Annotated in this window: 19 protein-coding genes and 1 pseudogene; 13 read left to right on the top strand and 7 right to left on the bottom strand. The window is 65.0% G+C overall.

Going from position 1 to position 19,142, the window contains the following annotated elements:
* Positions 1-7: 7 nt before the first annotated feature.
* Positions 8-808, top strand: coding sequence for an SDR family NAD(P)-dependent oxidoreductase (locus I6F12_RS02710; protein WP_225155446.1), 801 nt, complete (start codon positions 8-10; stop codon positions 806-808).
* A 157-nt stretch (positions 809-965) separates the two neighbouring features.
* Here I6F12_RS02710 and I6F12_RS02705 read toward each other — a convergent pair whose 3' ends face one another.
* Positions 966-2,306, bottom strand: a complete 1,341-nt coding sequence (locus I6F12_RS02705) for a sorbosone dehydrogenase family protein (RefSeq protein ID WP_225155739.1) — start codon at positions 2,304-2,306, stop codon at positions 966-968.
* A 236-nt stretch (positions 2,307-2,542) separates the two neighbouring features.
* Here I6F12_RS02705 and I6F12_RS02700 point away from each other — a divergent pair, with 236 nt between their 5' ends.
* The 3 genes from I6F12_RS02700 to I6F12_RS02690 all read left to right on the top strand — a co-directional run bounded on the left by I6F12_RS02700 (position 2,543) and on the right by I6F12_RS02690 (position 5,086).
* A complete protein-coding gene (locus tag I6F12_RS02700; protein WP_225155738.1) occupies positions 2,543-3,733 on the top strand; it encodes a urate hydroxylase PuuD in 1,191 nt (396 codons plus the stop codon).
* A 143-nt stretch (positions 3,734-3,876) separates the two neighbouring features.
* Complete coding sequence (locus I6F12_RS02695) at positions 3,877-4,734, top strand: VOC family protein (RefSeq protein WP_225155445.1); 858 nt, start codon at positions 3,877-3,879, stop codon at positions 4,732-4,734.
* Positions 4,735-4,810: 76 nt separating this feature from the next.
* Positions 4,811-5,086, top strand: coding sequence for a hypothetical protein (locus I6F12_RS02690; protein ID WP_225155444.1), 276 nt, complete (start codon positions 4,811-4,813; stop codon positions 5,084-5,086).
* Here I6F12_RS02690 and I6F12_RS02685 read toward each other — a convergent pair.
* The gene (locus tag I6F12_RS02685) at positions 5,083-6,114 is read right to left on the bottom strand and encodes a L,D-transpeptidase family protein (RefSeq protein ID WP_225155737.1); all 1,032 of its coding nucleotides are present in this window, start codon (positions 6,112-6,114) and stop codon (positions 5,083-5,085) included. The two genes, I6F12_RS02690 and I6F12_RS02685, sit on opposite strands and share 4 nt — an antisense overlap.
* 184 nt (positions 6,115-6,298) lie before the next feature.
* Here I6F12_RS02685 and I6F12_RS02680 point away from each other — a divergent pair.
* Positions 6,299-7,260 (top strand): annotated as a pseudogene (locus I6F12_RS02680) (lytic transglycosylase domain-containing protein).
* Between the two features lie 43 nt (positions 7,261-7,303).
* Here the strand turns inward: I6F12_RS02680 and I6F12_RS02675 are convergent.
* Positions 7,304-8,365, bottom strand: a complete 1,062-nt coding sequence (locus tag I6F12_RS02675) for a DUF1236 domain-containing protein (protein WP_225155443.1) — start codon at positions 8,363-8,365, stop codon at positions 7,304-7,306.
* A gap of 106 nt (positions 8,366-8,471) precedes the next feature.
* Here I6F12_RS02675 and I6F12_RS02670 point away from each other — a divergent pair, with 106 nt between their 5' ends.
* Complete coding sequence (locus tag I6F12_RS02670; protein ID WP_225155442.1) at positions 8,472-8,930, top strand: NUDIX domain-containing protein; 459 nt, start codon at positions 8,472-8,474, stop codon at positions 8,928-8,930.
* Between the two features lie 11 nt (positions 8,931-8,941).
* Here the strand turns inward: I6F12_RS02670 and I6F12_RS02665 are convergent, their stop codons facing one another.
* On the bottom strand, positions 8,942-9,925 hold the full coding sequence (locus I6F12_RS02665) for a tripartite tricarboxylate transporter substrate binding protein (protein WP_225139660.1): 984 nt from the start codon (positions 9,923-9,925) through the stop codon (positions 8,942-8,944).
* Between the two features lie 429 nt (positions 9,926-10,354).
* On the opposite strand from I6F12_RS02665, the gene I6F12_RS02660 reads away from it, so the two are divergent.
* Together I6F12_RS02660 and I6F12_RS02655 are read left to right on the top strand one after the other, a co-directional pair.
* Positions 10,355-10,999, top strand: a complete 645-nt coding sequence (locus tag I6F12_RS02660) for a hypothetical protein (RefSeq protein ID WP_225155441.1) — start codon at positions 10,355-10,357, stop codon at positions 10,997-10,999.
* On the top strand, positions 10,996-11,265 hold the full coding sequence (locus tag I6F12_RS02655; RefSeq protein WP_036026046.1) for an HGGxSTG domain-containing protein: 270 nt from the start codon (positions 10,996-10,998) through the stop codon (positions 11,263-11,265). The genes I6F12_RS02660 and I6F12_RS02655 overlap by 4 nt, the downstream gene beginning before the upstream one ends.
* A gap of 113 nt (positions 11,266-11,378) precedes the next feature.
* Here the strand turns inward: I6F12_RS02655 and I6F12_RS02650 are convergent, their stop codons facing one another.
* Both I6F12_RS02650 and I6F12_RS02645 read right to left on the bottom strand, forming a co-directional pair.
* Positions 11,379-11,561 carry a hypothetical protein gene (locus I6F12_RS02650; protein WP_036037914.1) on the bottom strand — a complete coding sequence of 61 codons (183 nt, stop codon included), beginning with the start codon at positions 11,559-11,561 and terminating at the stop codon, positions 11,379-11,381.
* Between the two features lie 172 nt (positions 11,562-11,733).
* Positions 11,734-11,958 (bottom strand): DUF3606 domain-containing protein, encoded by a 225-nt coding sequence (locus I6F12_RS02645; RefSeq protein WP_036026050.1) that lies wholly within the window; start codon positions 11,956-11,958, stop codon positions 11,734-11,736.
* A gap of 344 nt (positions 11,959-12,302) precedes the next feature.
* Between I6F12_RS02645 and I6F12_RS02640 the strand changes: the two genes are divergently transcribed.
* From I6F12_RS02640 to I6F12_RS02620, 5 genes are all read left to right on the top strand, one after another.
* Positions 12,303-13,544, top strand: a complete 1,242-nt coding sequence (locus I6F12_RS02640) for an MFS transporter (RefSeq protein WP_036026052.1) — start codon at positions 12,303-12,305, stop codon at positions 13,542-13,544.
* 67 nt (positions 13,545-13,611) lie between these two features.
* Positions 13,612-14,805 carry a M20/M25/M40 family metallo-hydrolase gene (locus tag I6F12_RS02635; RefSeq protein ID WP_057026830.1) on the top strand — a complete coding sequence of 398 codons (1,194 nt, stop codon included), beginning with the start codon at positions 13,612-13,614 and terminating at the stop codon, positions 14,803-14,805.
* A gap of 267 nt (positions 14,806-15,072) precedes the next feature.
* Positions 15,073-16,275: a hypothetical protein gene (locus I6F12_RS02630; protein WP_225139663.1), complete on the top strand. Its 1,203-nt coding sequence runs from the start codon at positions 15,073-15,075 to the stop codon at positions 16,273-16,275.
* Positions 16,276-16,441: 166 nt separating this feature from the next.
* Positions 16,442-17,527: a mandelate racemase/muconate lactonizing enzyme family protein gene (locus I6F12_RS02625; protein ID WP_225155440.1), complete on the top strand. Its 1,086-nt coding sequence runs from the start codon at positions 16,442-16,444 to the stop codon at positions 17,525-17,527.
* Positions 17,528-17,756: 229 nt separating this feature from the next.
* Positions 17,757-18,905, top strand: a complete 1,149-nt coding sequence (locus I6F12_RS02620) for an amidohydrolase (RefSeq protein WP_225155439.1) — start codon at positions 17,757-17,759, stop codon at positions 18,903-18,905.
* Between the two features lies 1 nt (position 18,906).
* Here the strand turns inward: I6F12_RS02620 and I6F12_RS02615 are convergent, their stop codons facing one another.
* Positions 18,907-19,131, bottom strand: coding sequence for a hypothetical protein (locus I6F12_RS02615; RefSeq protein WP_036026065.1), 225 nt, complete (start codon positions 19,129-19,131; stop codon positions 18,907-18,909).
* Positions 19,132-19,142: the final 11 nt, after the last annotated feature.

Below are 19,142 nucleotides of genomic sequence, written 5' to 3'. Positions count from 1 at the left end.
AACCGAGATGCGCTTGAAGGACATGGTCGCGATCGTCGTCGGAGCCGGGCAAAGCCCCGGCGAAGGCATGGGCAACGGCCGCGCCACCGCGCTCACCTTCGCGCGCGAGGGCGCCAAGGTCTTGTGTGTCGACCACCATCTGGAATCGGCGCAGGAGACGGTCACGATGATCACCGCGAAAGGCGGCACGGCGGCGGCCTTCAAGGCGGACGTGACCAAGGCTGCGGATATCAAGGCGATGGTTGCGGACGCGCAATCGCGCTGGGAACGTATCGACGTGCTGCACAACAATGTCGGCGTCAGCCTCGCCGGTGGCGATGCCGAGCTGCTGCAATTGACCGAGGAGGCATTCGATCGCGTCGTCGCCATCAATCTGAAGAGCTGCATCCTCGCCGCGAAGGAAGTGATCCCGATCATGCGCGCGCAGAGAAGCGGCGCCATCATCAACATCTCGTCGATGGCCGCGATCACCACCTATCCTTACGTCGCCTACAAGGCGACGAAGTCGGCGATGATCGCCTTCACCGAACAGCTCGCCTACCAGAACGCCGAATACGGCATCCGCGCCAACGTCATCCTGCCCGGCCTGATGAACACGCCGATGGCCGTCGACACCCGCGCCCGCGAATGGCACAAGACCCGCGCCGAAGTCGAAGCCGAACGCGACAGCAAGGTGCCGCTGCGCAGAAAGATGGGTACGGGCTGGGACGTCGCCAACGCCGCGCTGTTCCTGGCGAGCGATGAGGCGAATTTCATCACGGGCGTGACGCTGCCGGTGGATGGCGGTGCGAGCGTGAGGCGAGGATGAGGTGCTCTTCTTCCTTCTCCCCTTCTGGGAGAAGGTGGCGCAAAGCGCCGGATGAGGGGTTCTCTCTACACCTGAGACTGCTCGTGACGATAGATACCCCTCACCCGGCTTCGCGTTCGCGAAGCCACCCTCTCCCACAAGGGGAGAGGGTGCAGCGTCACCGCGGCGCGCTTGTCACCCGCCAGATCGTGCCGTTGCCATCTTCCGAGATCAGCAGCGATCCATCCTTCGCCACCGCCACTCCCACCGGCCTGCCCCACACTTCCGTATCGTTCACGACGAACCCCGTCACGAAATCCTCGTACTCGCCGGTCGGCTTGCCGTCCTTCATGCGGATGCGGATCACCTTGTAGCCGGTGCGTTTCGACCTGTTCCAGGAGCCGTGCTGGGCGGCGAAGGCGTCGCCCTGGTATTCGGGCGGAAACTGCGCGCCCTGGTAGAAGGTCATGCCGAGTGAGGCCGAGTGCGGCTGGATCAGCACATCGGGCACCGTCACCTTGTCCTTGAGATCCGGCCGCGCGCCGGCATGGCGCGGGTCTTCATTGCCACCGATATAGAACCACGGCCAGCCGTAGAACGCGCCTTCCTTCACGCTCGTGACGTAATCGGGCACGAGGTCGTCGCCGAGACCGTCGCGCTCATTGGTCGAGCACCAGGGCAGACCGGTCTGCGGCTGGATCGCGAGGCCGACGCAGTTGCGGATACCGGTGGCATGGATCTTTCGCTCCTTGCCGTCAGGGTTGAAGGCCAGCACCGCGCCGCGCTCGAGCTCGCTGGCCCATGTGGCGCCGAGCGGCTGCGTCTTCGCCCACGCCTCCATCCCGCCGGGCGGCGTGCCCATGCCTTCGGCGACGTTGCTGAGCGAACCCACCGACACCAGCATACGCTTGTTGTCGGGCGTGAAGACGATATCGCGGGTGGAATGGCCCCCATCCGGCAGGCTTGCGACAACCGTCTCCGCTTTGCCGCGCGCCTTCACATCGCCGGCCTTGTAGGGAAAGCGAACGACGCTGTCGGTGTTGGCGACATAGACCCATTGCGGATTGTCGCCGTTCGGAAAGAAAGCGATGCCGAACGGCTGCCGCAGGCTGCTGGCGAAGATCTCGTTGGTCGCGACCTTGCCGCCCTCGCCCGCGCGCAGCACCCGAACGGTGCCGGCGCGTGTTTCCGCGACGAACACATCGCCATTCGGCGCCGCGCGGATGATGCGCGGCGCACGCAGGCCTTCGGCGAACAGCTCGATCTTGAAGCCGGCCGGCACCTGGAGCTGGGCTTCCGGCGGACGCGGCACCACGCGCGACGAGCTCGCAACCGATCGCGTGGCGCCGGGCCTGACCAGATCCTGCGGCCGGATCAGCCTGACCGTGCCGGGCTTGTCGGCGCGCCAATCGCCATAGGCGTCCTTGCCCTGCAACACGGGCTCGGCGTGTGCGCCGGCCGCCGCAGCAGCAGCCAGCAGCGCTGCGAGCATCGCCACGAACGTTATCCTGTCGCTCAATTCGTCGTCCTCCGCCTTGGGCGTGTCGTGCGTCAACGCCGATCACCCGCAAAAGGTCTCTCGGCGAGTTTGGCGCCTGCCGAATCCCACGTCAGTTCATGCCCGCACGATGTGCATCAGCCGCAGTCCATCATACTGGAAAATGCGGTTGAACGGTGCGACACATTGTGAGGGCGGCGATCGCCGGTTACGGTCATGGAGGCTGCGGCATCCAGATCGCGCCGGATGAGGAGATCATGTGGGGATCCGTCATATCAGAATGGGCGAGCCTGCTGCTGCGCTGGCTGCACGTGGTGGCCGCAATCGCCTGGATCGGCAGTTCCTTCTATTTCATCGCCCTCGATCTCAGCCTGAAGCCGAAGGCCGACCTGCCGGGCGGCGTGCAGGGCGAGGCCTGGCAGGTCCATGGCGGCGGCTTCTACCGGATCATGAAATACCTGGTCGCGCCCAGCCAGATGCCGGACGAGCTGACCTGGTTCAAATGGGAGGCCTACACCACCTGGCTGTCCGGCTTCGCGCTGATGGTGGTGGTGTATTATCTCGAGGCCGACCTGTTCCTGATCGACAAGTCGATCCTCGACCTCACATCATTCCAGGCCGGACTGTTCAGCTTCTGCAGCCTGGCGCTGGCGTGGCTGCTCTATGAGGCCGCCTGCCGCACCGGGCTCGCCCAGCGCGAACTGCCCTTCGCCATCGGCGGCTATCTGTTCCTGGTCGCGCTCACTTACGCCTTCACCCATGTGCTGAGCGGACGCGGCGCCTTCAACCAGATCGGCGCGATCATCGGCACCATCATGGTGGCCAACGTCTTCACGCTGATCATCCCGAACCAGAAGAAGATCGTGGCCAGCCTGATCGCCGGACAGGCGCCTGACCCCAAGCTCGGCAAGGCCAGCAAGGAACGCTCGGTCCACAACAATTACCTGACGCTTCCCGTCGTCGTGCTGATGATCAGCAACCACTATCCCCTGCTCTACGCCACGCGCTTCAACTGGATCATCGTCGCGATCGTCCTGGCGCTCGGGCCGGTGATCCGCCACTTCTTCAACGAGCGTCATGCCGGGCGCAAATCGCCCTGGTGGGTGTGGGGCGTGGCCGCGGCCGGCGTGATTGCGATTCTCCTCCTCTCCGCCGCCGGACCGCGCGAGGTGAAGACGGGCGCATTGTCGGCGCCGGTCACGGCCGCCAATGTCGAGGAGATCGTGATGTCCCGCTGCAGCATGTGCCACGCGGCCGAGCCGGTCTGGGCCGGCATCGTCACCGCACCGAAGGGCATTGTGCTCGACACGCCCGAGCACATCCATCGCAACATTCGCCTGATCGGGCGGGTTGCAGCCTGGTCCAATTCCATGCCGCCCGGCAACATCACCGAGATGACCGGCGAGGAGCGCGCCGTCCTCGCGGCTTACCTCGAGCAGGCGCGCTGAAGCGCGTCGGAGGATGCATCGCGCGGAATGAAATTCCGCATCTCTCGCCGAATTGAAAATGACTTGACGGCCCATCCGGCGTAGACATGGCCGACAGCCGCCGGCGCGGCGCAAAATCAGCTTGCAATCGGGGAATAGCAACAGTGGCCCTCAAGAACGTCATCGGTATCGACCACGCCGTCGTCATGGTGAAGGACCTCGACAAGGCCGCCGAGAATTATCGGCAACTCGGCTTCACGGTCTCGCCGCGCGGCACCCACAGCGCGCATATGGGCACCGGCAATTACACCATCATGTTCGACCCCGATTACATGGAGCTGCTCGGCGTGCTCGTGGCAACCGAGCACAATGCGCCGGCCCGCGCCTTCGTCGAGCGCCATGGCGAGGGCATCGAGCGCATCGCTTTCACCGCAGTCGATAGCACCGCCGGCGCCGAGGAGATCCGTGCACGGGGCCTGGAGCCGATCGGCCCGACCGATTTCGAACGCCCCGTCACGCTGCCAGACGGCACGATCTCGGCGGCGAAATTCCGCACCTTCATGTGGCCGACGGCTGAAGCGCCGGGCGGCGTGCGCATCTTCGCCTGCCAGCACAAGACCCGCGAGACTGTGTGGATCCCCGAGCTGATGACCCACGCCAATGCGGCCAAGCGGATCAAGCAGACGCTGATCGCAACGCCGGAGCCCGCCAAGGAGGCCGCGCATCTCGCCCGCCTGATCGACCGCGAGGCGAAGACCGACGCGGACGGCGTCGTCATCGTGCCTTCCGGCGGCGATCGCGCCGACTTCGTCTATTTGACGCTGGACCAGCTCGCCAAGCGCTATCCCGGCGTGTCGCTGAATGGCCTCTCAGAGCGCGGTGGCGCCGCGCTGGTGCTGGTCAGCGGCGACCTCGCGGCGACCGAGAAGGCGCTGGGGCCAGCCGCGGTGCGGAGCGGAGCTGTGATCTGCGTGCCGCCGGCCAAGGCCAACGGCACCCTGCTCGCCTTCATTGCCGGCTGATTTGAACCAATTCTTTAACGGGCGTTTACCCGGCGGCTGTAGACTTCCCGGCCATCAAGCCACCGGGGCCAAACGCATGTTCAAAGAGGGATCGCCGATCGCCTATGACGCGCCGGCCGAGCTGAAGAAATGGCCGTCGCTGAAGGGCGAGCGGCTGAAGGATCGGGGTCCGCCCTATCTCGTCTACAACGGCACGCTCGCCGAATGCGTCCGCGAGCTCATGGGCAAGCCGATCAAGGGCATCTCGCTCTACGACATCATGACGACGCCGCAGGCCGCCTTCGATCAAAACGTGCTGTCGCCCGGCGACGCCGCGGAGATCGCGATGCGGAAGGATTTTCCGAAAGACTAGTTCGCGGCACGCTTCGCAGCGGGCGTGCCCTGCCGCTTCGATGAGGATTCCGTCGGCGCATCGAGGAAGACGACGGGCATGCCGCGCTTCACGTTCTCGCCGAGCACACGCGCGTCCCAATTGGTGAGCCGAACGCAGCCGTGCGACGCCGACTTGCTGACCTTGTCGGGCTCTGCCGTTCCGTGGATGCCGTAGCCCTGCGCCGACAGGCCGATCCAGTATGCGCCCACAGGATTGTTCGGACCCGACTTGATGTCGAACGGTCTCTTGGACTTGACGCTCTTGAACTTGTACTCGGGATTGTAGCGGTAGGTCGGCAGCTCGTGGCTGGCGGTGACCTTCAGCGTTCCCGTTGGCGTCGGGCGATCCGGACTGCCGACTGACGCCGGATAGAACGCCAGCAGAGCGCCGCTTGCGTCGAACGCTTTCAAGGTCCCGTTGGTCTTATCGACTTCGAGCCGGGCAATGCGCGGCAGCTCGCGCCGCGCCGGAACATTGGCAACCACGATCGTCTCTCCGGCCTTGTCGAACGCCTTGCCCGGATTGAGCGCCTTCAGCAGATCCGCGCTCATGTGGAATTTCTCGGCAAGCCCTTCGAGAGGACTGGTGTAGCTCAGCGCCTTCAGCGATTTCATCTCCTCGAGCTTGCTCGGCAACTCCTTCAGGAACGGCCCTTTCACATCGGCGTCCGTGATCTTGTAGTCGACGAGAACGGGGCCCTCGCTCGCCGCGGTCAGCTTGTCCCAGAGCTCCGGTGCGAGAGCCTTGTCGGATGCGATGCCGTTCTGCTCCGCGAACGCCTTGAGCGCCTTCTGCGCGTTCTCGCCGAGCTTGCCGTCAATCTCGCCGGGCGAATAATGCGCGCGATCGAGCAGCACCTGAAGCTTCACCACGGCTGCATTCAGCTTGTCGGTGGCCGGTGGCTTCGCAGGACGCGCAGCGTCATTCACCGCAGCAGGCTCGAGATTGCCTGCGAGCGCCGGAGCGACGAGCCACAGCGACATCACCGCGCCTAGTATCCATCGCATCGTCATCGCGCATCCCACTCGCAAACGGCCCGCAAAAACCGCGGATGGTTTCGCTTCGGGAACACCGTAGTAACACCGAAGGAACCGACGAGATCGCAGCTTTGCCGCAATCGGACGGTTAAGAACTTCCTATCGCCGGCGCATCGCTGGCCGTTCATCCCACAGTTCGAGGTTCTCCCAGCAAATGCGATTTGTCGTCGCGGCTTGCGCCGCGTTTCTGCTTCTGATGTGCGATCTCGATCCGTCGGCATCCCGCCAAGCATCACGTTTCGACACCACTGTTCTCAAGAACAATCATGCCTCGTCACTTGTTCCGGTGGTCGAGCTCTTCGTCGCCAGCGTGCAAGCGATCGAGCTTGCCAACGCGCACGCGGCTTACGAGCAGGTGATCGAGCCACCGCGCGCGGTCGAGCCGTTGGTGCAGGCGGAGCCCTCGCCAACCGAACGATTTTGTCACGCGCTGCGCGAGGCCGCCGAATCCAGCGGCATTCCGGTGCCGTTCTTCGCGCGCCTGATCTGGCAGGAGAGCCGCTTCAAGTCCAACGAGGTCAGCCATGCTGGCGCGCAGGGCGTCGCGCAGTTCATGCCGGGGACGGCCGCCGAGGTCGGGCTCGACGATCCCTTCGATCCGATGAAGGCGCTGCCGGCGTCGGCAAAATTCCTGCGCAAGCTGCGCACGATTTCGGCAATCTCGGCCTTGCTGCCGCGGCCTACAATGCCGGTCCCGGCCGCATCCAGAAATGGCTTGCCAGGCAGAGCGAGCTGCCGCGCGAAACGCGTGACTATGTCCGGATCATCACCGGCACCAAGGCCGAAGACTGGACCGAACGGTCGGAGGCACTCGCGATCCGCATCGACCTGCCGCGCGAAGCGCCATGCGAAGGCATCGGCAGTCTTTCGAAGGCCAAGGACGTCGCCTGGGTTCCGGTGAACCTGACGCCTTCGGTTGCGAACATCATTCGCAAGGCGGAGCAAGTCGCGGCACGCGTGACGACGAAGGGCGCCCGCAAGCGGCTCGCCACACTGTTGCGGAAGAATGTCACGGCTCCCGGCAAGGCCCGCAGCATGATCGCGGCACGCGCGGCCGGAAAGAGCGCGAAGGCTCGCGCCGTTCGTCTCGCATCGCGCGAACGGACGTCAGGCTAACGATCGGAGCCGCTCGCTTGCGGCGGCTCCGACCTAAATCGACCTAGTCGATCTCCTCGATCACCCGCCGCTCGCGCGGCTCGATGACATAGGTCCGGGTGTCGCGGTGGATGTAGCGATATTCACGCAAGCCCGGCGCATCGCGATAGACCGTGGTCGGGAATTCCTCGACCTCGACGCTCTCGGGAAGACGGTCACCGACGCGGATCTCACTGCGCGCCGTGCTGCCGGTGGTCCGCACTTCCTTGCGCCCCTCGGTACGGGTTTTCGCATGCTTGCGGATCACCTCGCGATCGCGATCCGAGAACTTGCTGGCGCTGCGCTCGCGCGTGGTCGTTGTCGCCGTGGACTGGCCTGAGTATGGCAGCACCGTCACGATCTTGTAGGTCGCCGGATCGACCACGACGATCTGATCTTTCACCAGCGCAAAGCTGTAGCCGCGATATTGCGGCACGATCTCGACGACGTCGGGCGGCAGCGTCGAGAGGTGCACGTCGCGCGGCACCACCGTGCCGACGTTCAGCGCGAAATTGACGTTGGTCAGCGGCCGCACGTTGAGGTGCGAGATCGACGCGCTGATCTTGGTCTCCTGCTGCTTGTTGAGGTTGACGTCGGCCTGGGCGGCCGCCTGGTTGCTCGTCGGCGCAGACGGTGCCTGCTGGGCCTGGTTGGTTCCAGATGCGGCCGGTGCCTGCTGGGCTTGATTGCTGGCCGGCGGCGGATTGGACCGGTCCTGCGCCTGGTTGGTGTTCGCAGCTGGCGGGTTGGCACTCTGCTGCGTTGCAGGCTGGTTACCGGCTGCATTGGAATTCGCCGTCCCGCTCTGCGACTGCGCAGTCGAGCCCGTATCGGCGGTGCCGGAGCCGGACGATGGTGGATTGGCCTGCGTGGTCTGGGCCGGCGTTCCCGACGACGGGGATTGCTGCGGTTGCGATGTGGTCTGCTGCTTGTCGGTCGCGCTCGACGGCGAGGTCGTGGATGGCGCGGTGGAGTTCGACTGGGACTGCGGCGTCTGCTGAGACGGCGGATTCGTGCTGGGCGATTGCGCAAACGCGGCGCTCGCCAGCACCACCCCCAATGCGGTGGTTGCCAACAGGCGGATCATGGTTCACTCCCTTTCATCAAATGAACATTGGCTACTAACCTGCGCTAGGACGCGCAGTTCCACTTTTTCCCGAGGGAAGGCCGCGGCTCTTTTTGCGGAACCTGCAATGCCATCGAAGAGTGCCGGGATCATCGCTTATCGCAAGCGTGGGAACATCGAGGTGCTCCTGGTCCATCCCGGAGGGCCGTTCTGGCGCAACAAGGATCTCGGCGCATGGTCGATCCCGAAAGGCGAGTACGCGGACGGAGATGACGCAGAGGCCGCTGCGCGACGGGAGTTCGCCGAGGAGCTGGGACAGGAGCTTTCCATGCCGTTCACCCCGCTCGGCCAGGTCAGGCAGCGCGGGGGCAAGCTCGTCACTACCTTCGCGGCCGAGCTCGATCTCGACGTGCGCAGCATTCGCAGCAACACGTTCGAGATGGAATGGCCGCCGCGCAGCGGTAAGCGGCGGGCCTTTCCGGAAGTCGACCGCGCCGAATGGTTCACGCTCGACGCGGCGCAGGAGAAGATCAATGCAGGACAGCGTCCGCTGCTCGACCGGCTTAAGCTGCTGATCGGCAGATAGCGCGTCGCGCCCTATTCCGCCTTGATGTTCGCGGCCGCAACCACCTCCGCGAGCTCCTTGGTCTCCTTGGCGATCTTCGCGGCGTAGTCGGCCGGGCTGAGCACGCTGACGACGCCTTGCGCGCCGAGCTTCTCCTCGGCCGAGGGATCCTTGGCGGCGGCGACGATCTCCCGATGCAGGGTTTCCAGGATCGGCGCGGGCGTTGCCTTCGGCATGAAGAAGCCGACCCAGAACGAGATGTCGAATCCGGGATAGCCGGCTTCCGCCACGGTCGGCACGTCGGGCAGCGCCGGCAGCCGCTCGGCCGAGGACACCGCCAGCGCGCGCAGCTTGCCGGCCTTGACCAGCGGCACGGCGGAGAGCGGATCGAACACTGCCAGCACCTCCTGCGCGAGAATGCCGACCTCGGCGGCCGAGCCGCCGCGATAGGGCACATGGATCAGCTTGATGCCGGCCTTCTGGCTGAGCAGCTCCATGGCGAGATGGGCGAGATTGCCGTTGCCGCCCGAGCCGTAGGCGAGCGCGCCGGGCGCGGCCTTCGCCGCAGCGACGAGATCGGCCACCGACTTGACGTTCGCCGTCTTGGGATTCTCGGGATTGACGACGAGGACGAGCGGCGCCGAGACCACCGTGGTGAGCGGCGCAAAATCGACTTGCGGATCGTAGCGGATGTCCTTGAACAGCGTCTTGTTCAGCGTGATCGTCGACGAGTTGCAGGCGAGCATGGTGTAGCCGTCCGCATCGGCGCGCGCGACGCCTTCGGCCGCGATCATGCCGTTGGCGCCGGCGCGGTTCTCGACGACGAAGGGCTGGCCGAGCTTGTTGCTGAGCCGATCGCCAATGATGCGCGCGACGACGTCGACCGGGCCGCCCGCACTGAAGCCGACCATGATCTTGACCGGCCGCGACGGATATTTCTGCGCGAGAGCCTCTGTCGCCGGCGCCAAGGCGCATAGAGCTGCGATGACTGCCAGCAGGCGGGCGGTTCGTTGCATTCGTTCTCTCCCAGACCTCTTGGCGTCGCTTGTGCATGCTTGTTGGTGCGACGCCGTAGAAGTCATGAATAGCGGCCGTGCCGGATTTCGCAATCGCGTTTGAGCGCCGGCATTCCGCCGCACGGCACGTGCGTGCCGCTTCCAATACAAAAGTGCGAAAACAACCCCATGCACAGTAGACCGCCCCTTTCAGAACAAAGGCTTGCGCAGGGCCGAGGAAATTTTTCGGATTTACGAAATAAATTCTGTCGCGTCGGGCAAAACAGTGCCATAATGCCATCATCGCAACAGTCGCGAGCGTCACGGCCTGCCGGTCCGGACCCGTGCCGACGCGGTTGCGCCTAAACCCTTCATCGACATTCCGAAATCCGCATTCGCGCGCAGCGGCGAACGGCCGTTCGCGCGTGCGCGCTCAAAGGACACATGCCCTTGACGACAGCTCTCGAACGCCACATCCCCTCGCCGCTCGCGGCATCCGATCGCAGCGTCCCCGCCGCGACCCCGCGCGTAAAACTCTACAAGCGGCGCATTGCGATCCGCCATCCCGACCCGCACACCGGCGAGCGGCTGCTGGCCGAGGCGCTCGGCGCCGCCGACCGCGACGCGATGCACGGCATATTGAGGCAATTGGTCAAGGCCAGCGTGGTCGGGCAGAAGCCGGATGAGGCCAATCTCGCCTTCATGATCTCGACCATCAGGAGCATCGCGCCGAAGGATTCCATCGAGGCCTTGCTGGTCTCCCAGATGGTGTCGGTGCACATGGCGGCGATGCGCTGTGCCTGCCGGCTCGCCTGCACCGACGATCTCACGCAGCAGGAGGGCATCGCCCGCGCGATGACCCGGCTCTCCCGCACCTTCGCCGCCCAGGTCGAAGCGCTGAACCGCCACCGCAACAGCGACGAGCGCGCGATCACGGTGCAGAATTTGTCGGTGCAGGACGGCGGACGGGCGATCGTGGGCAACGTCACGCAGCATGCCAGCATGATCATTGCGGAGGCTGGCGCAATGGAGACGACTTCGAATGCAGAAACGGGCGCAGGCCGCGAGGTCCATACGAGTGGCGCCTGCGTATGACCGGCGATCACATCCGTCATACCGATGCAATGCAGTCGAGCCCGCGCTGCGGGGCGCAGACGCGCCGCGGTCTCGCGTGCCGCGCGCCAGCCGTGCACGGCAAGCGCCGCTGCCGCATGCATGGCGGCGCGCCGAGATCGGGCGCTCCGAAGGGCAACCGGAATGCATATCAACATGGAATGTGCACACCGGACGCCCGCGCCGAGCGACACCGGATGAAGGCCTTGCTGGAGGACGCTTGGAAGCTGCTGATCGAGTTGAAATAGATTGCGGCCCAGGAGCGACGCGGATGACGCCATTCCGGCGCGAGACATGACCTCAAGAAAACGAAGCTCTGATGGAGCCTTAAGCCAAAAAGCTCGGTGCCGCAGCCATAGAACTAGGGCCGTGTATTTGCCGGAGCCACAGGGACAATCTGCAGCCCAGCTGCGTTCAGCGCTTCAGTGATTTGCTTGGCCAGCAGCTTGGCTTCCTCAGTGCCGATTTGAGCGTCGGGAAGCCGCTCGAAGAACGCACAAAGCGTCGTCGCTATGATGGTATTGACCTGGTGCGCATCAACCATTTGCTGCACGCGACATTAAGAATGACTTCACCGGCGCGGCGGTCGCCTGCCGGGCCGTGGCGGGTCATCGCAAGCCGAAGAACGAAAGAATGACGGCGATCACAACGATGAGCCCTATGAGGTAGATCAGACTGTTCATCGCAATTCTCCTTTCCCACGTGATGGGTTGGATTCATTCGAGGGTCGTCGCTGCGTCCCTGGCACTACCTTGCTGAACGGCCAGCTTTTCGAGCTCCACTTCCTTCTCGATGGCCGCCAGAGAGTTGCCGATCTTGTCGACGATCCTGACCAGATCGGCATTGGAGATGCGAAGCCGCCTGCGGACCGACTTGACCTGCTCAGCGTTCGCAAGATCGAGCGTCGTGCGAATGGGCCGTGGCGGTCTCGAGGACAGCATGATCAGGTCTCCCTAACCTAGGTAAGAGAGACGATGTCTCCTTTGTTCCTACGTTCGCCAACGGAAGCTCCCAAGAGCGAAGATGATGCAACCGTCGCGCGCACCGCGGAGACGCCCACAACACTTTATCCCCGCGGCGCAACGCCATGACTCCCTACCAGGCTGAGTGCCGTCTCGAAGGTGGTGCGTTGCAATGCGGCTAACCTCTCGGCAATGGCATTGCTCGAGAGGTCGAGTACCAGTCCGAGGTCACATTCCGGCATGAGGGGGGCGCGCTGCCGCCATTGGCACCCGCCCCCTCAATCCTGTAACCCACCCTAAAACCTTCTCGGGACGGGACGCTCATGACCAATGCCGACGACGACGCGGGCACCGCCACCCGCGCGCTGATCTTCGCGCTGGTCGCGCTCGCCTGCGGCCACATGCTGTCGACCCTGCTGCGCACCATTCCGGCGGTGAGCCTCGACCTGATGGCGGCGGATTTCCACATCGAGCCGCAGGCGCTGGCGAGCCTCACGTCGGTCTACCACTTTGCCTTTGCAGCCTCGCAGATCCCGGTCGGCGCGGCGATGGACCGGTTCGGCGTGCGGCCGGTGTCGCTCGCCCTGCTGGCGGGAACCGTGTTCGGCGCGATGGCCTCGGGGTTTGCGACGGGGCCCGAGAGCTTCGCCGTCGGGCAACTGCTGCTCGGCGTCGCCACCTCGGGCATGCTGATGTGCCCGATGACGCTCGCAGCCAAGCAATTGTCGGCGGCGCGATTCGGATTGTGGTCGGGCGCCATCCTCTCGATCGGCAATATCGGCATGCTGCTGTCGGCGAGCCCGCTCGCTTTCGTGATCGATACTTACGGCTGGCGCGCCGGGTTCTGGATCTCCGCAATCGGCGGCATCCTCGTCGCGCTGGCGGTGTTCGTACTGGTGCCGCACCAGCCGGCCGAGCACAAGGACGAGTCCTCGCCGCTGTCGCAGATGATCGATGTGGTCAGGCTCGGCCTGTCACGGCCGCTGCGCGGCGTGATCGCGCTGGCGATGGTGTCGCTGGCGAGCACGCTGGTGCTGCGCGGCCTGTGGGGAGGACCCTGGCTGATGGAGATCAAGGGCCTGACGCGGATCGAGGCCGGCAACCAGCTCGGCGCGTTCACGCTGGCGATGATCGCAGGCCCGCTGCTCGTCGGCATGATCGACCGCAGGCTCGGCCGCCGCCGCGAGCTGGTCGCCGGCACGCATGCGATCGCGGCGCTACTGCTCGCGCTGATGGCGCTGGGAGCGCCGCACTTTGCCGTTGCATGGCTGTTCGGCGTGAACGTCATGCCGCCCTCCTACGATCTGGCATTGTTCGTGCTCATCGGGCTCTTCACCTCGGCGCAGCCGCTGCTGTTCGGCATGTCCAGGCAACTCGTCGATGCGCAGGTCGCCGGCAAGGCGCTTGCGGCCGTCAATCTCGCCTTCTTTCTCGGCACTGCGCTGATGCAATCCGTCACCGGCGCGGTGGCCGCGCTCGCGGGGCTGCCGGCGGTGCTGCTGTTCATGGCGGCGGCACTGGCGGTAGGCGTGCTGATTTTCTTGATCTACACGCAGCGCGTCTGAGCCCCTTGCGAAATGCGGAAGCGCAGGAGATGCTGCGCCGCCATCCGCATCAAGGGAATTCGAGTCCATGCCTGTCGACACCAAAGCCGCCACCGATCGTCTCATGCGCTTCCTCGCCGTGGAGGGCGTCACCGGGCAGGAGGCGGCGATCGGGCGGGAGCTCACGGCTGCGCTGAAGGAGAGCGGTGTGCCGGCGAAGGCGATCCGGCTCGATGACGCCAACACGCGCATTCCGGTGCCGACCGAGACCGGCAACCTCATCGTCGACCTGCCCGGCCGCGGCGCGCTGCACAACCATCCACGCATCATGTTCATGACCCACATGGACACGGTGCCGCTGTGCGCCGGTGCCAAGCCAAAGTTGACGGGGCGCAAGATCGTCAACGACGCCAAGACCGCGCTCGGCGGCGACAATCGCTGCGGCTGCGGCGTGCTGGTGACGCTGGCCGCCGAGCTCCAAAAGCAGAAGCTCGATCATCCGCCGATCACGCTGTTGTTCTGCGTGCGCGAGGAGAGCGGGCTCTATGGCGCGCGGCACGTCAAGCTCGACGAGCTCGGCAAGCCCGTGATGGCGTTCAACTATGACGGCGGCTCGGCCTCCAACGTCGTGATCGGGGCCGTCGGCGCCGACCGTTGGACCGTCGAGATTTTCGGCCGCGCCTCGCATGCCGGCGTCGCACCCGAGCGCGGCATCTCCTCGACCATGATCATGGCGCTGGCGCTTGCGGACGTGAAGGCCGGCGGCTGGTTCGGCAAGGTCGTGAAGGGCAAGAGGCAGGGCACCAGCAATGTCGGCCCGGTCACCGGCGGCGAAGGCCGCCCCGCGGGCGATGCCACCAATGTCGTCACCGATTACGTGCATGTGCGCGGCGAGAGCCGCAGCCACGACGGAAAATTCTTCAAGGAGATCACCAAGGCCTACAAGGCCGCGTTCGAGAAGGCGGCCAAGAAGGTGACGAACGCGCAAGGCAAGTCCGGCAAGGTCAAGTTCAAGGCCGAGACAGACTATTATCCGTTCCGCATGAAGGAGAATCTGCCGGTGGTCAAACGCGCGATCGAGGCGGTGTCTGCGGTGGGGGGAAGCCCGAACGTGCGCGCCGCCAATGGCGGCCTGGATGCCAACTGGATGGTCCGCCACGGCGTTCCGACCGTCACCTTCGGTGCCGGCCAGAACGAGGCACACACGGTCGACGAATGGATCAATCTCGACGAATACGACCGCGCCTGCGCGCTGGCGGTGCAGCTGGCGACGATGCGGTGAGATGGCAAACGGCACGTCATCGCGCTTCAACACGGCTCTGATCTAACGGGTCGATCGCGGCTTCCGTGAAGTCCGCGCCTGTCCCGTGCTGCCATCGATGGCGAGCACCGTCACGCGGTTCCTCGGCCGCAATCAAACCGAGTCAGGAGCAAACCTCCGCCATCAACTCCAAGTAGATTCAGATCCAAGCGTGACCGCAGTGCGTCTCGCCGAGACCTCCGCTGTTTTCAGAGTCACGTGACTGACATGAAATGGGAGTGATGCGCCATGCGCACGATGCCGAACGACACCCTGATTCTCACCTTTCCGGACTTCAGCCAAACCGCGACCATCGTCGGGGATCCCAACTTCCCGATCGATGGCTGGGGCGGGAACGACACGGTGACGGCAACCATCCTCAACGCGGACGTGTTCGTTACGCTGATCGGCGAAGACACGGTCATGCAGGGCAATTCCCACGGCGGCAACGACACGCTCACGGCGAACGTGGATTATCCCTTCAGCGGCGCCACCATTATGGGCGACGCCGAGACCATGTTGGGCAATGCTGCAGGCGGCAGCGACACGCTCACCGCCGACGCCGGCGGCAATTTCCGCTCCAACATCTCCATTTACGGAGATGCCGGAGGCGACATGTCGGGCAACACGCAAGGCGGCAATGACACGCTGACAGGCGTGACCGGTGGGCGGGCCTTCGAGAACGTGTTCAGTGGCGATGCCGGGGGATCCATGAGCGACAACGCGCATGGCGGCAACGACACGCTGAACGTATTCGAATATGCATACGAAAGCACGGCGACCCTCAGTGGGGATGCCATCGGTGCCATGACCGGCAATACAATCGGTGGCAACGACGACCTCACGCTCGGCATCAGCAGCGGCATGGCGATCGGAGGTGGAACGCTGGCCGGCGATTCGCTCACGTCATTGACCGACAATGCCCAGGGTGGCAACGATACCCTGACCTTCGTGACGAATGGCGGCGAGCCGCCGCCGGCCGTCTACGGCTCCCAGCTGATTGGCGACGCCATGAACATGTCCGGCAGTGCGCGTGGCGGCAATGACATCCTCAATGGCGGAGAGTTCACTGATCATCTCTACGGCGATGCGCGGACTTATGCGCCATCTACCCCTGGCTCCATTACCGGCGGCACGGACACGCTCAACGGCGGCGCGGGTAATGATCAGCTGTGGGGCGGGCCGAACAACGATGTCTTCGTCTTCACGGCCGGCTCCGGCAACGACGTCATCAACGACTTCAATCAAGGCAACATGGCGGTCGGCAGCGCCGCGGGGGAACTCGACGTGATCAACCTGCACGACTACGGTTTTGCCGACTGGGCGACCCTGTCCGGCCTCATCAGCGATGACAGCTCGGGCAATGCGGTGATTCAGCTCACTGCCAATGACACCATCACCCTGAGCGGAGTGCATGCGGCCTCGCTGGAGGCGACTGACTTCATAGTCTAGCGTAAGGTGGGTTAGCCCCGCGGATTGCGCGAAGCGCAAACCGCGGGGCGTAACCCACCATCTTCGTATCCGCGGAGACAGAAGAGGTGGGTTACGCCGAGCATATGCGCTTTGCGCATCCGCTCGGCTAACCCACCCTACGAAGAACAAAAATCAGGGAGGCACCATGCCACGCATCGCAAACATCGAGACCGGGCTCTACCGGATCCCCCTCCCCATCACCCTGTCGGACTCCACGCATGGCGACATGACGGCGTTCGAGCTGATCACCTGCCGCATCCGCGATGCCGATGGCGCCGAGGGCGTCGGCTACACCTATACGGTCGGGCGCAACGGCGGGGCTGTGGCCGACATTCTCAAGCGCGAGATCCCGCCGCTGGTCGAAGGACGCGAGGCCGACGATACCGAGGCGATCTGGCATCATGTCTGGTGGGGGCTGCATTATGGCGGGCGCGGCGGGCCGGCGGTGCTGGCGCTCTCGGCACTCGACATCGCGCTGTGGGATCTGAAGGCGCGGCGCGCCAAGCTGCCGCTGTACCGCCTGCTCGGCGGCTTCGATGCGCACGTGCCGTGCTACGCCGGCGGCATCGACCTCGATCTCTCCGTCGATGCGCTGCTCAAGCAGACCGATGGCAACCTCGCCAAGGGTTTTCGCGCCATCAAGATGAAGGTCGGCCGGCCCGACCTCAAGTCCGATGTCGCGCGCATCTCCGCGATGCGGCAGCATCTCGGCGACGGCTTTCCGCTAATGGCGGATGCCAACATGAAATGGACGGTCGAGGAGGCGATCCGGGCCGCGCGCGCTTTCGTTCCTTTCGACCTCACCTGGCTGGAGGAGCCGATCATCCCCGACGACGTCGCCGGCCATCTGCGTATCATGCAGGCGGGCGGCGTGCCGATCGCGGCGGGCGAGAATCTGCGCTCGCTGTGGGAGTTCAAGAACTACATCGCCAGTGGCGCGGTGTCCTATCCCGAGCCCGACGTCACCAATTGCGGCGGCGTTTCCGCCTTCATGAAGATCGCGCGGCTGGCGGAGGCGTTCAACCTGCCCGTCACCAGCCATGGCGCGCATGACATCACCGTGCACCTGCTCGCGGCCTGCCCGAACCGATCCTATCTGGAGGCGCACGGCTTCGGGCTCGACAAGTATATCGAGCATCCGCTGGTGCTGAAGGACGGGCTGGCGCTGGCGCCCGATCGGCCGGGTCATGGGATTGGGTTCGATTGGAAGGGGCTGGCGAAGCTGGCGTAACACCCATTGCTCGTCATTCCGGGGCGCGACGAAGTCGCGAACCCGGAATCCATTGGGCCTCGGAGCGAGCTGGACGATGGATTCCGGGTTCGCGCCAAGAGGCGCGCCCCGGAATGACGGGGAAAGCGGCGCGCGTTGCTGCACGCGAGGCATTCCAAGGCGCGGGGTGCATGGCGGTGATAATCCTTTATGGTGACGGCAACGGACACCTTGCGAAAGATCACCTGCCTTGTCCCCCGAACTGCACCAGAAACTGACCGCGTGGCGCCGGCATCTGCATGCCCACCCGGAGCTGTCGCTCCAGGAGAAAGAGACCTCTGCCTTCGTGCAGGACAAGCTCACCGAGCTCGGCATTCCCTTCGAGGCTGGCATCGGCGGCCACGGCATCGTCGCGACCTTGAGGCGCGGCCATGCGCAAAGGCGGGTCGGCCTGCGCGCCGACATGGATGCGCTGCCGATCACCGAGGATACCGGACTGCCCTACGCTTCGACGACATCCGGCGTGATGCATGCGTGCGGCCATGACGGCCATACCGCCGCGCTGCTGGGCGCCGCAGCGCTGCTCGCCACTGATACCGATTGGAGCGGCACGGTCGATTTCATCTTCCAGCCGGCCGAGGAAGGCTTTGGCGGCTCGCGGGCGATGGTCGCGGCCGGGCTGTTCGACCGCTTTCCGATGGAGCGGATATTCGGCTTCCACAACTGGCCGGGCCTTGCCGCCGGCACCATCGCCGTGCACGACGGCGTCGTGATGGCCTCCGGCGGGCGCATCACCATCACGATCGAGGGCCACGCCGGGCACGCCGGCATGCCGCATCTGACGCGCGATCCCGTGGTGGCGGCCGGGCACCTCATCGTCGCGCTGCAATCGATCGCCTCGCGCGGCGTCGACCCGCTCGACACCGCCGTGCTGTCGCTCTGCACGATCGAAGGCGGCACCGCGCCGAACCAGATCGCCGGACGCGTCACCATCCGCGGCACGCTGCGCTACCACCGCGAGGCGGTCAAGGACACCATCCTCGACGGCATCACGCGTACCTGCGCCGGGATCGCGACCAGCTTCGGCGTCAAGGTCACGCCCGAGATCGTCTGGGGTGTCGGCGTGGTGATCAACACGCCTGATGAGGCTGACCTCGCGCGCATCGCCGCGGAGAAGGTCCAGGCGCCGGTGCGACGCGATCTCGCGCCCAGCATGGCCGGCGAGGATTTTGCCCATTATCTGCAGCAGCGGCCCGGCGCCTTCGTCTGGATCGGCAATGGCGAGTTGCGCGACGGCGCCGAGCTGCACGGCCCGCGCTACGATTTCAACGATGCGATCCTGCCCGTGGCATCAAGCTGGATGGCGGAAGTGGCCAAGGCGGCGCTGGCGACGAACTGACTTAGGAGATCTCGCGCGGCAGCTTCCAGTCCGGCCGCGGCGCGAACGTCTCCTCCGTCTCTTCGATGCGCTCGACGTGATAGCCGGCCGGCAGAATGTGGCCGCCCTCCTCGTCCGCAATGGGGACGTCCGTGACGAGGCCCTCGATCAAGGCAGCTTCCCACACTTCCTTCTCGGTCGGAAAGGGATTGCCGATCTGCTTGTTGCCTTCGAACAGCGCGTACATCGGTTCCGGTC

The sequence above is a fragment of the Bradyrhizobium sp. IC4059 genome, from assembly GCF_020193615.1.
In the GTDB taxonomy this organism is placed as follows: domain Bacteria; phylum Pseudomonadota; class Alphaproteobacteria; order Rhizobiales; family Xanthobacteraceae; genus Bradyrhizobium; species Bradyrhizobium yuanmingense.
Note: the sequence above shows the minus strand (reverse complement) of the source record. Positions and strands in the feature narration are given on the sequence as shown.

Bases quoted from the DNA above. Each gene is read 5' to 3' on its own strand.
- I6F12_RS02710 (WP_225155446.1), top strand. From the start codon at position 8: ATGCGCTTGAAGGACATGGTCGCGATCGTCGTCGGAGCCGGGCAAAGC.
- I6F12_RS02700 (WP_225155738.1), top strand. From the start codon at position 2,543: ATGTGGGGATCCGTCATATCAGAATGGGCGAGCCTGCTGCTGCGCTGG.
- I6F12_RS02690 (WP_225155444.1), top strand. From the start codon at position 4,811: ATGTTCAAAGAGGGATCGCCGATCGCCTATGACGCGCCGGCCGAGCTG.
- I6F12_RS02685 (WP_225155737.1), bottom strand. From the start codon at position 6,114: ATGCGATGGATACTAGGCGCGGTGATGTCGCTGTGGCTCGTCGCTCCG.
- I6F12_RS02675 (WP_225155443.1), bottom strand. From the start codon at position 8,365: ATGATCCGCCTGTTGGCAACCACCGCATTGGGGGTGGTGCTGGCGAGC.
- I6F12_RS02670 (WP_225155442.1), top strand. From the start codon at position 8,472: ATGCCATCGAAGAGTGCCGGGATCATCGCTTATCGCAAGCGTGGGAAC.
- I6F12_RS02665 (WP_225139660.1), bottom strand. From the start codon at position 9,925: ATGCAACGAACCGCCCGCCTGCTGGCAGTCATCGCAGCTCTATGCGCC.
- I6F12_RS02655 (WP_036026046.1), top strand. From the start codon at position 10,996: ATGACCGGCGATCACATCCGTCATACCGATGCAATGCAGTCGAGCCCG.
- I6F12_RS02650 (WP_036037914.1), bottom strand. From the start codon at position 11,561: ATGGTTGATGCGCACCAGGTCAATACCATCATAGCGACGACGCTTTGT.
- I6F12_RS02645 (WP_036026050.1), bottom strand. From the start codon at position 11,958: ATGCTGTCCTCGAGACCGCCACGGCCCATTCGCACGACGCTCGATCTT.
- I6F12_RS02640 (WP_036026052.1), top strand. From the start codon at position 12,303: ATGACCAATGCCGACGACGACGCGGGCACCGCCACCCGCGCGCTGATC.
- I6F12_RS02635 (WP_057026830.1), top strand. From the start codon at position 13,612: ATGCCTGTCGACACCAAAGCCGCCACCGATCGTCTCATGCGCTTCCTC.
- I6F12_RS02630 (WP_225139663.1), top strand. From the start codon at position 15,073: ATGCGCACGATGCCGAACGACACCCTGATTCTCACCTTTCCGGACTTC.
- I6F12_RS02625 (WP_225155440.1), top strand. From the start codon at position 16,442: ATGCCACGCATCGCAAACATCGAGACCGGGCTCTACCGGATCCCCCTC.
- I6F12_RS02615 (WP_036026065.1), bottom strand. From the start codon at position 19,131: ATGTACGCGCTGTTCGAAGGCAACAAGCAGATCGGCAATCCCTTTCCG.